Source organism: Rhizobium sp. AC44/96, from assembly GCF_001692185.1.
Classification (GTDB): domain Bacteria; phylum Pseudomonadota; class Alphaproteobacteria; order Rhizobiales; family Rhizobiaceae; genus Rhizobium.
This window is the reverse complement of the sequence record NZ_LXKO01000001.1, coordinates 1,135,559-1,145,888: the sequence shown is the minus strand read 5'-3', so window position 1 is coordinate 1,145,888 and position 10,330 is coordinate 1,135,559. Positions and strand designations below refer to the sequence as shown.

Genomic DNA, 10,330 nt, shown 5'->3' with positions numbered 1-10,330 from the left:
CGGCCGTGGGCAATGCCAAGCGCCTAGCCCTGACGTTCGCAACGATCGCGCTCGTCGATCTGTTGCTACTTGGGCTGCTTACACTTTGGCAGATGACAGGAGGCCTTTTGCGTGGGGCGGCTATCGGTCTTGATCCAGACCTCTGGCTTGCCGCGTTACTTCTTTTTCTGTTGCTGTTAACGACAGGAATATTGATAGACGCCGTCTCGATTACTCTTCCTCGGATAACGAGCGGCCGCAGCGCATATCTGGTGCAGCCGATCGGTGGCGGCCTTATTGCCGGCACCATCATGCTTTGGCTGTCACAAGTCGAAACCTACTTCACCCCACCGGGATACGAGGCGGCCTATCTTTTCGTTGGCGCGGCAGTTGGCGGCATGTACGGCATCGTGTGCGCAAATATGCAGTGCCGTTTCCAACCAAATGTCTGACCTCTGGCGGTGTGCTTCCGTATGACATGCACCTTGCCCCACGGAATTTTGTGCAATGGCAACTAGCCAGTTTGTGACCGACGCGACCGCCTGGTTTTCTGCCGCGCTGCCGGATGATGGTCTTTATTCGCTGATCGTCATCGCCTGCATCGCCGGCCTCGCGCGCGGCTTTTCGGGCTTTGGCGCGGCGCTGATCTTCATTCCGCTCGGCGGGGCCATCATTGGGCCAAAGCTGATCTCGCCCGTGCTGCTTGTGATCGACGGGCTGGCGACGCTGGGCATGATCCCACCCGCCTGGCAGCGCGCGAACAGGCGAGAGGTCTTTACGATGGCTGCCGGCGCGATGCTGGGCGTGCCGGCCGGGACCGCCGTGCTGGCGTTGCTCGATCCCCTGCTTCTGCGCTGGTCGATCACGATCATTGCCGTGTTGCTGCTGGCGCTGCTCGTCTCGGGTTGGCGTTATCATGGAAGGCCGCATTCCTATCTCAGCGCCGGTGTCGGTCTTGTTGCCGGGCTGTTCAGCGGTGCGGCGCAGTTGGGTGGCCCGCCGGTGGTTGCCTACTGGCTGGGTGGGAAAACCGACTTCACCAAGGTCCGGTCGAACATCATTCTCTATTTCGCCATCTCCACCTGCTTCAGCGTGGTCAGCTATTACGCCGGCGGATTGTTCGTGCCGACGGTGTTTGCGCTGACGCTCGTCATCCTGCCGAGCTATACGATCGGCCTGTTCGCCGGCTCCAGGCTTTTCGGGCTGGCACGGGAAAGCACCTTCCGTGTGATCTGCTATGGCCTGATCGGCGCCTCGGCTTTTCTGGGCATGCCGGCGCTCGACAGAATCCTGCGCTGAGCCTCGGCGCGGGCCTCCACCGAACGGCTGAGAGCGCCGTTTTGCGGCTTCGTTGATCAACTGCCGCAAGCCGCATACAGTTGCCCCCGAGGAGTTCAGAGGGAGCAATCATGAATACCGTCTTGTTCGGTATTGCCTTCATCGGCGGGACGATCGTCGTAACCCTTGCGTTTTATTTTCTCATGCGCCTCGTCATGGGCACTGACCCGACCGGCAAGGACCGGGAGCTGGCCGGTGCGATCGTCCTGCGCATCTCATCGCTCCATGCCCTCATCCTGGCACTGGTGTTCGCCCAGGAGATGATCGAGTACCAGCAATTGAAGTTCGAGAGCGTCACGGAGGCCAACGCGATTGCCGATATCTATTACGATGCAGATCGCTACGGCTCCGACGAGAAGCAGTTAATTCAACAGGCGCTGTTCGAGTATGTGCAAATCGTCGTCGACGAGGAATGGCATGAGCTTGGCTCGACGGGAGAACTGTCACAGACGGCCTGGAGCAAGTGGGACAGCGTCTACCAGAGAATTCTCGATCTGACGCCTACCAACCCGCGACAACAGAGCATCAGGGAGCACATGCTGGTCGACGTCCACAGCATCGCGGATTCCCGCGACAAACGCGCCAACAGCGGCACGGACTCCATCAGCAGCATCTTCTGGTTTGCGGCGATCTCCGGCGTCGTTTTCATGGCGCTCGGCTATTACCCTTACCCGCCCGACCCGCGAAACCTGTTGCTGCTGTGCGTGCTTGGCGCGTTCACCGGCATCATTCTGTTCTTCATCTACGCCTTCTCCAACCCCTACAACCCGCCCGCGACGTTGGAACCAGCGGCCTTCGAGCGGCTGTTGCAGGAGATGGCGGCGCCAGTGGCCGATAACTGACTGGCGGCTAGCGCAGCGCTGTGCGGAGCCTGTTGTCTCTTACGACAAGCGTCTCGCCGGGCCCGTGCACGGCTGCAAAGAGCAGGCCGGCAAGGAAGGTGAAGTGGTCGATGAAGAAGCCGAACTCAGCCTGATTGCCGCTCCAGTGGCCAGGCCCATGAAAAGCGAAGGCCAAGAAGATGACGTAAATGCCGGCCAGCAATGCCGCCTGGGAAAAGAAGGCGCCCGTCAGGAGCGCAAGCGCTAGCGCAAGCTCAAAGAAAGCGGCCACCCAAGCGAGGAACAGCGGAGCCGGGAAGCCCGCCGAGGCGATGTAGCTCGCAGTCGATTGCATGTCGATAAACTTGAAGCTCGTCGCCATCAGGAACACCCCCGCAAAGATGAGGCGTGCGACGAGAATTGCGATTGTCCTACCCATGATGTTGTCCTCCCCGGCCGGTGGCCTTCCGTTTCGATCTCCGGCAGTTGATGCCTGTTGACCTCTCGCTGCAAGGACGGATTGCGGGCCGTCGTTCCGACAGGCCCGCACAATCTTTTTTTGATCGCCCCGCGAGATCGGAGAGATTGCCCGCACGATGTGGGCGCTCCTATTTTGATTCAAGTCGTTCACATCCAGATTCCGGAAACCCTGAGAAGCCACTGATCTCAGAATCGTTTGAGACGATCAGGCCGGCATCGATCTTTATGCAATTTCTATTTCTCGCAGCGGGTAGCGGAATGGATTTCCTACGGCGGCCGGCGGTAGCCTTTCCTCATGATGCACAAGGTGAACGTCATGAGAGACTTCAGTTCTTCGAGCCTGCACATCTCCCGGCCGGAGCGGCACGTGCCGAAACGGCGGATGCGTGAAAGGCGAACGGCGCAGGCCATGATCCTGTTCGGCGTCGTGCTGGCGGCGGTCGAGCTTTACGTGATCCTGGGCGGGTTCTGGCACCAATGAGACCGAGCACCACCTTGCGTCTCGGGGCCGTCACGACGGCCTTGATAACGCCCTTCCGTGGCGAGGCAGTCGACCTTACAGCGCTGGAAAGTCTCGCCATCAGGCAGATCCAGTCCGGCATCGGCGGCATCGCCGTTTGCACGGTTACGGGGGAAGGCCCGACCCTTTCAATGCTCGAGCGTTCGGCGGTCCTTCAGTGCTGCGTGAGAGCGGCAGACAGTCGCGTTCCAATAGTTGCCGCGACCGGCACCAACTGCACGCTCGAAACGATAAGGCTCACCCAGCAGGCCGAAGCTCTCGGCGCGGCCGCCGCGATCGTGACCGTCCCCTATTATTCGAAGCCCGGACAGCGCGGCATTCTTCACCATTTTGAGACGCTCGCCACGGAAACCAGTATCCCGCTCATCGTGGACGACAACCCGGCGCGCTCAGCAAGCTGCCTTTCGCCACGGACACTGGAGGCGCTTGCGTCCATTCCTTCGATCATCGGCATCATCGGGCACGGGATGCAGCCTCAGCCGCCTGCGTTGCGCGCGCGCTTGCTGTTCCTCTCCGACAGCGACGATACCTCGCTCGCTTTTCTGAGCGGCTACGGCACCGGCATCATCTCGTCCGGCGCCAATATCCACCCGCGATTGTTCAATTCGCTCCACAATGCCGCCCTCGCCGGCAATATTCCTGGAGCTCTGGCGCTTGAACGGCGGCTGCACACGGTGATGCAAATACTGGGCGACCAGGCACCGGCGCAGATCAAATATGCGCTGCGGCTTCTCCTGGATATCGATCCAACGGTTCGCCTGCCGATGGTGGAGCTTGATACCGAGGAGAAGGCAGCCGTTTTCGAAGCACTCACCTCCACCGCCGAAACGCACCCGCTGGCGTCCTGACCGCCTGTGCGACCGTGTCGTCGAATCCCCGACATTTCACGAAAGGAACTGAAATGCCCCTCCTCCATCACGCTCGCCGTTTCGCAGCAGCCAGCCCGCAAGCGCTTCCGCGTTTCACGATCGGCAGCAACCGCGCCGGGCGCTGGGTCGTCAATGATCGTGAGGGGCGCGTAGGTGGCATATTCGTCAGCCGGGATGCGGCGCTGCATTTCGCGGCCGAAGAATGCGACCACGATCTCAGCCAGATCTCGTTCGCTCCAGGGGAAACGGCTCTCCGTCTCATCGAAGGCGGCTCGGATCCCATCGTCCATTAGTGGCTTTGCAGAAATCCCGGCTGGAGCCTCAAAGGCCAACTCTTCCTTAACCGGGAATCGCTAATGTCCGTCGCAATAGACGACGGACGCCCCCATAATGCCGAAACCCAACTTTCGCTTCACCCACTATGACCTCAAGGAACAGCGAGCTGGGACGATCATCGAGGTGACACTGTCAGCCGTTGCGAATGTTCGATTGATGACGGCGCCGAACTACCAGCGTTTCACCGAAGTGCTCGACTTCAAATATGTGGGCGGTATCGCCCGCAAATCACCTGTGAAATTGTCGATCCCGGAAAGCGGCCACTGGCATCTGGTGGTCGACATGGAAGGGCATCATGGCCTGGCGGAGTCTGCCGTGAAACTGATTGCCGCGCCTGCCGGACAGGTGCGCGCCTCCTGATCAGCGCTGGTTACGCTCCTTGCGAAGCTTCGCCCACCAATCCAGACGCTTCCTGATATCCCGCTCGAAGCCGCGTTCCGGCGGGTCATAGAAGGTCTGGCGTCCCATCTTTTCCGGAAAGTAGTCCTGACCTGAGAAGGCATCCGGCTCGTCGTGATCGTAGCGATAGCCTTCGTTGTAGCCTTCATCCTTCATCAGCTTCGTCGGCGCATTCAGAATGTGCTTGGGCGGCAGGAGCGAGCCGTTCTGCTTGGCCGCCTGCGTCGCGGCCTTGAACGCGGTGTAGACGGCGTTCGATTTCGGGGCTGTGGCGAGATAGACGCAAGCCTGGGCCAGCGCTAGCTCTCCTTCAGGAGAGCCCAGATAGTCGTAAGCATCCTTGGCGGCGTTGCAGATCACTAGCGCCTGGGGATCGGCAAGACCGATATCCTCCACGGCCATGCGCACCAGCCGGCGTCCTAGGTATAGCGGATCCTCGCCGGCATCGAACATGCGCGCGAGATAGTAGAGCGCGGCATCCGGGTCGGATCCGCGGACCGACTTATGCAGCGCGGAAATCAGATTGTAGTGCCCGTCCTGTGCCTTGTCATAAACAGGGGCACGGCGCTGGACGATGCGCGTCAGGCCTTCCGTGTCGAAGGTCTCGCCCTGGCGGGCAGCGCGCCAGACTTCTTCGGCCAGCGTCAGCACCGCGCGGCCATCGCCATCGGCCATGCGGAGCAGGCTGATCCTTGCCTCCGGCGTCAGCGGCAGGGGTTTCTGTTCGGTTGCCTCGGCCCGCTTCAACAGCTCTTCGAGGCTTGTATCATCATGCGACTTGAAGGTGAGGACACGGGCGCGCGACAAAAGAGCGGCATTGAGCTCGAACGACGGGTTCTCGGTCGTCGCGCCGACGAGGATGACGGTGCCGTCCTCCATGACTGGCAGGAAGCTATCCTGCTGCGCTCGATTGAAGCGATGGATCTCATCGACAAAGAGCAGCGTCTGACGCCCGTCCATGCGGCGCAGCCGCGCCGACTCGAACACCTTCTTGAGATCAGCCACCCCGGAAAAGATCGCGGAAATCTGCTCGAAGGCGAGACCCGCCTCGCCCGACAGCAACCGCGCAACGGTGGTCTTGCCGGTGCCCGGCGGGCCCCAGAAAATCATCGATCCCAACGAGCCGCTTTCGATCATTCGCTTCAGAACGCCGTCATCACCGGTCAGGTGTTCCTGACCGGTGACTTCGGAAAGCGTCTGCGGGCGAAGCCTGTCGGCAAGCGGTCGCCGGTTGGCGACCTCCTGCGGAATGCGCGGCGCGAAGAGATCGTTGCTCATCGGAAGAACTGCCGGATGCGCTGACCGTCGCGCTCGATCTCGACGCGCCAGAAGCTCGGCTCCTGGGTGGCGAGTCCGGCCAGATCCTTGGTGGTCTTTACCTCCGTGCCATTGATGGACACGATGATGTCCTTCGGCTCAAAGCCAAGCTGGGCGGCGACCGAACCGTCCTTCACTTCGGCGACGACGACGCCGGTCGACTCGGTGGGCATCCTCAGTTCGTCGGCAACACGCGGCGACAGGTTCTCGACGACGGTGCCGGTAAAGGGCGAACGACCGCCGATGGTGCGTTGATCGCGCGGTGCCGTTTCAGGTGCGCGGCCAAGCTCGATGCCCAGCTGTTCCTCATGGCCGTTATCGACCACCGTCAGCTTGGCGGACTTTCCGAGACCGGCGGTCGTCAGACGATAGAGAAGCGCGTCGGGGTGCTCGACAGGAACGCCATCGACAGCCGTAATCACCTCGCCTGCCTTCAAGCCCGCCTTTGCAGCTGGTCCACCCTCGGTGACTTTCACCACGATTGCACCTCGCGCCTTGCTGAGCCCAAGCGCATCAGCAACCTCGGAGGTTACCGCATCGAAGGTCGCGCCGACATAGGGGCGCTCGAAGGTCTTTACACCCGCATCGGCCGACGCCAGGAAAACCTTGACGAGATTGGCCGGAATCGCAAAGCCGATTCCGTTCGAGCCGCCACCACGCGAAAAGATCGCCGTGTTGATGCCGATCAGCTCACCCTTCATGTTCATCAAAGCACCGCCGGAATTACCGGGGTTGATCGAGGCGTCCGTCTGGATGAAGAAGCCGAACTCGTTCTTGACCACCTGGTTACGGGCCAGCGCTGAAACGATACCAGATGTGACAGTCTGGCCGACACCGAAGGGATTACCGATCGCGAGGACAAGATCGCCGACCTCGACACTGTCGGAGTTGGCTATCGGCAGTGTCGGGAAGGTTTCCTTGGTGTCGATCTTCAAGACGGCGAGATCGAACCGGTCATCCTTCAACACGACCTTGCAGGGAAACTCCCGTCCGTCCGACAGGGCGACCTTGATATCGTCAGCACCTTCGATCACGTGGTTGTTGGTGACGACCGTGCCATTGGCTTCGACAATGACACCCGAACCGAGCGACGATTGCTTCTCGGTTCTGTTCGGCATCTGCTGCCCGAAGAACTGCTCGAAGAAGGGATCGCCGGCGAAGGGCGACTGGCGTCGAACCGTCTTTTCCGCATAGACGTTGACCACGGCGCCCGAGGTCTGCTTGACCAATGGCGCAAAGGAAAGCTGCATCTCCATCTGGCTCTGCGGTACGGTCTTAGCGGTCTGCGCATTGGCATCGAACGGCAGCACGAGCACCAGAGCCATCAGCGGCAATGCGGCGCGTTTCAACAGATCGTGCATGGGAATCCCTTCTGAAATACTCTCGAGAATGACTTGTAGCGCTGGACGCTAGAAAGGAAAGAGGGCGGAACCATGGAAGAATAAGGCAGCTCACGAGATGCTGAACGCGCTTGCCAAAATGATTCAGGAACAGACGACATGCAACTGATAACAAAAGCCAAAAGCTGGGCGAAGTCACTGAAAAGAGACATTGTCGCACTGTGGCTCGCCGCTCGCGACGATCGGGTGCCGTGGCATGCCAAGGCGGTGGCCGGTGCGGTCGCCGTCTATGCTCTCTCGCCGGTCGATCTGATACCAGACTTCATTCCTGTGCTCGGTTATCTCGACGACCTGATCATCGTGCCGTTTGGCATCCTGCTGGCAACCCGTCTCATCCCTCCCGGTGTAATGGCAGACCTTCGTGCTCAAGCGGCGGCGCGGCTTAAGCGGCCGTCGGGGCGAGCGGGCATGATCTTTATCCTTGTCGTCTGGGCCTGCTGCATCATCTACATGGGCCTGCTCTTTCTGAGGGCCCTTCGTAGTTGAACAGGAAACGATGCATGATCTCACTTCGCGACATTGCCTTGGCGCTGACCGGCGTCTCCATGCTGCTGTCTTTGTCGACAGCCAGCTACGCCGCCAGTTTCGATTGCGAGGCGAAGACGCTGCAGCCTGACGAGAAGGCGATTTGCGATATCAGGACGCTCAACGACGCCGACGTGAAGATGGTGACGACATTCGACCTTCTCTCCGGCCTGATGGCGATGGGAGCACGCGGCACGCTTCAGGACGAACAGACGGCATGGCTGAAGAAGCGACAGGCTTGTGGCGCCGACACATCCTGCATCAAGGCCGCATACGACGAACGGCTGCTGCAGCTGGACTCGACCTACAAAAAGATAAACCGGCCGCTTTGAGGCGACCGGTCCATCGAGCAGCTGACTCTTGATCAGCGTAGCCAGATTACTGTTCAGCGGCTCCCGAGATCGCGCACGGCGCCACGGTCGGCGCTGGTTGCGAAGGCCGCATAGGCCTTCAGCGCGGTCGTGACGTTGCGCTTGCGGACTTCGGCGGGATGCCAGCCCTTCTCTTCCTGCGCGGCACGGCGCGTGGCCAGCTCCTTGTCATCGACCCGCAGGCTGATGGTCCGGTTCGGGATGTCGATGTCGATCATGTCGCCATCGCGAACGAGACCGATCGTGCCACCGTTCGCCGCTTCCGGGGAAGCGTGGCCGATGGATAGACCCGATGTACCACCAGAGAAGCGACCGTCGGTGATCAGCGCGCAAGCCTTGCCGAGACCCTTCGACTTCAGATAGCTGGTCGGGTAGAGCATTTCCTGCATGCCCGGACCGCCCTTCGGACCTTCGTAGCGAATGACGACGACGTCACCGGCCACAACAAGGTTCGACAGGATCGCCTTTACGGCCGCATCCTGGCTCTCATAGACCTTGGCCGGACCCGAGAACTTCAGGATCGATTCATCGACGCCGGCGGTCTTCACGATGCAGCCATCGAGCGCGAGGTTGCCCTTCAGAACGGCGAGGCCACCATCCTTCGAGAAGGGATGCTGTGCATCGCGGATAACGCCCTTCTCGCGGTCGAGGTCGAGTTCCTCCCAACGAGAGCTCTGGCTGAAGGCAACCTGCGTCGGAACACCACCTGGTGCGGCGCTGAAGAGGTCGAAGGCAGCCTTGTTGTCGGTGACTGCGACATCCCACTGGGCCAGCGCTTCACGCATGGTCGGAGCATGGACGGTCGGCAGGTCGACATTCAGCAGGCCGGCACGATCGAGTTCGCCAAGGATCGCCATGATACCGCCGGCGCGGTGAACGTCTTCCATGTGAACGTCGGCCTTGGCAGGCGCGACCTTCGACAGGCAGGGAACGCGGCGCGACAGGCGATCGATATCATCCATCGTGAAATCGATCTCGCCTTCGTGGGCGGCAGCGAGAATGTGCAGAACGGTATTGGTCGAACCACCCATGGCGATGTCGAGTGCCATGGCGTTCTCGAACGCACCCTTGCTGGCGATCGTGCGCGGCAATGCAGTCTCATCGTCCTGCTCGTAATAGCGCTTCGCGAGCGCGACGACGCGGCGACCGGCTTCCAGGAAAAGTTCCTTTCGGTCGGAATGGGTCGCCAGCGTCGAGCCGTTACCCGGCAGTGATAGGCCAAGGGCTTCGGTCAGACAGTTCATCGAGTTTGCCGTGAACATGCCGGAGCAGGAACCGCAAGTCGGGCAAGCGGAACGTTCGATGACGGCGACGTCTTCATCGCTGATCTTGTCGTCAGCCGCTGCAACCATCGCATCGACCAGATCGAGCGCGACCTTCTTGCCATGCAGGACAACCTTGCCGGCTTCCATCGGACCGCCGGAGACGAAGACCGTCGGGATGTTGAGGCGCAGCGACGCCATCAGCATGCCGGGGGTGATCTTGTCGCAGTTCGAGATGCAGACCATGGCGTCGGCGCAGTGGGCGTTGACCATGTATTCGACGCTGTCGGCGATGAGCTCGCGCGACGGCAGGGAGTAGAGCATGCCGTCATGGCCCATGGCGATCCCGTCGTCGACGGCGATCGTGTTGAACTCCTTGGCGACGCCACCCGCCGCTTCAATCTCGCGAGCAACGAGCTGGCCGAGATCCTTGAGATGGACGTGGCCGGGAACGAACTGGGTAAAGGAGTTCACCACCGCAATAATCGGCTTGCCGAAGTCCGAATCCTTCATGCCCGTTGCGCGCCAAAGGCCGCGCGCGCCTGCCATGTTGCGGCCGTGGGTCGTGGTTCTGGAACGATAAGCTGGCATTGGTGTATTCCTCAAGGTGCCGGAAGTTATCGACGTTGCGTGGCGGCAAGGCTTGCGGCCGGGCAATCGCTGCTTTTTGGAATTGTCCTAATCCAAACGGCCTGTACTGTCACTACCGGGAA

General features: G+C 60.7%; 13 protein-coding genes. 9 read left to right on the top strand and 4 right to left on the bottom strand.

Annotated features, from left to right (window positions below; genetic code table 11):
- The first annotated feature begins 5 nt into the window (after nucleotides 1-5).
- The 3 genes from A6U87_RS05625 (at nucleotide 6) to A6U87_RS05615 (ending at nucleotide 2,159) form a co-directional block, all read left to right on the top strand.
- On the top strand, nucleotides 6-431 hold the full coding sequence (locus A6U87_RS05625) for a hypothetical protein (RefSeq protein ID WP_065690165.1): 426 nt from the start codon (nucleotides 6-8) through the stop codon (nucleotides 429-431).
- 55 nt (nucleotides 432-486) lie between these two features.
- Nucleotides 487-1,278: a sulfite exporter TauE/SafE family protein gene (locus A6U87_RS05620; protein WP_065690164.1), complete on the top strand. Its 792-nt coding sequence runs from the start codon at nucleotides 487-489 to the stop codon at nucleotides 1,276-1,278.
- A 110-nt stretch (nucleotides 1,279-1,388) separates the two neighbouring features.
- Nucleotides 1,389-2,159, top strand: coding sequence for a DUF4239 domain-containing protein (locus tag A6U87_RS05615; protein ID WP_065690163.1), 771 nt, complete (start codon nucleotides 1,389-1,391; stop codon nucleotides 2,157-2,159).
- A gap of 7 nt (nucleotides 2,160-2,166) precedes the next feature.
- Here the strand turns inward: A6U87_RS05615 and A6U87_RS05610 are convergent, their stop codons facing one another.
- Complete coding sequence (locus A6U87_RS05610) at nucleotides 2,167-2,577, bottom strand: DoxX family protein (protein ID WP_065690162.1); 411 nt, start codon at nucleotides 2,575-2,577, stop codon at nucleotides 2,167-2,169.
- A gap of 357 nt (nucleotides 2,578-2,934) precedes the next feature.
- Here A6U87_RS05610 and A6U87_RS29870 point away from each other — a divergent pair, with 357 nt between their 5' ends.
- The 4 genes from A6U87_RS29870 (at nucleotide 2,935) to A6U87_RS05590 (ending at nucleotide 4,703) form a co-directional block, all read left to right on the top strand.
- Entirely contained in the window at nucleotides 2,935-3,099 is a 165-nt protein-coding gene (locus tag A6U87_RS29870; RefSeq protein ID WP_158007255.1) for a hypothetical protein, read from the top strand.
- Nucleotides 3,096-3,986: a dihydrodipicolinate synthase family protein gene (locus tag A6U87_RS05600; protein WP_065690160.1), complete on the top strand. Its 891-nt coding sequence runs from the start codon at nucleotides 3,096-3,098 to the stop codon at nucleotides 3,984-3,986. Before A6U87_RS29870 ends, A6U87_RS05600 begins: the two co-directional genes overlap by 4 nt.
- A 53-nt stretch (nucleotides 3,987-4,039) precedes the next feature.
- Complete coding sequence (locus tag A6U87_RS05595) at nucleotides 4,040-4,300, top strand: hypothetical protein (protein WP_065690159.1); 261 nt, start codon at nucleotides 4,040-4,042, stop codon at nucleotides 4,298-4,300.
- Nucleotides 4,301-4,397: 97 nt separating this feature from the next.
- Nucleotides 4,398-4,703, top strand: a complete 306-nt coding sequence (locus A6U87_RS05590; protein WP_065690158.1) for a DUF1883 domain-containing protein — start codon at nucleotides 4,398-4,400, stop codon at nucleotides 4,701-4,703.
- Here the strand turns inward: A6U87_RS05590 and A6U87_RS05585 are convergent, their stop codons facing one another.
- Together A6U87_RS05585 and A6U87_RS05580 are read right to left on the bottom strand one after the other, a co-directional pair.
- The gene (locus A6U87_RS05585; RefSeq protein WP_065690157.1) at nucleotides 4,704-6,020 is read right to left on the bottom strand and encodes a replication-associated recombination protein A; all 1,317 of its coding nucleotides are present in this window, start codon (nucleotides 6,018-6,020) and stop codon (nucleotides 4,704-4,706) included.
- The gene (locus A6U87_RS05580) at nucleotides 6,017-7,420 is read right to left on the bottom strand and encodes a DegQ family serine endoprotease (protein ID WP_065690156.1); all 1,404 of its coding nucleotides are present in this window, start codon (nucleotides 7,418-7,420) and stop codon (nucleotides 6,017-6,019) included. Before A6U87_RS05580 ends, A6U87_RS05585 begins: the two co-directional genes overlap by 4 nt.
- Before the next feature lie 138 nt (nucleotides 7,421-7,558).
- Here A6U87_RS05580 and A6U87_RS05575 point away from each other — a divergent pair, with 138 nt between their 5' ends.
- Nucleotides 7,559-7,945: a YkvA family protein gene (locus A6U87_RS05575; protein ID WP_065690155.1), complete on the top strand. Its 387-nt coding sequence runs from the start codon at nucleotides 7,559-7,561 to the stop codon at nucleotides 7,943-7,945.
- Nucleotides 7,946-7,959: 14 nt separating this feature from the next.
- Nucleotides 7,960-8,316 (top strand): lysozyme inhibitor LprI family protein, encoded by a 357-nt coding sequence (locus tag A6U87_RS05570; RefSeq protein ID WP_065690154.1) that lies wholly within the window; start codon nucleotides 7,960-7,962, stop codon nucleotides 8,314-8,316.
- Between the two features lie 53 nt (nucleotides 8,317-8,369).
- Here A6U87_RS05570 and ilvD read toward each other — a convergent pair whose 3' ends face one another.
- Complete coding sequence (gene ilvD, locus A6U87_RS05565; RefSeq protein WP_065690153.1) at nucleotides 8,370-10,208, bottom strand: dihydroxy-acid dehydratase; 1,839 nt, start codon at nucleotides 10,206-10,208, stop codon at nucleotides 8,370-8,372.
- Between the last annotated feature and the right edge of the window lie 122 nt (nucleotides 10,209-10,330).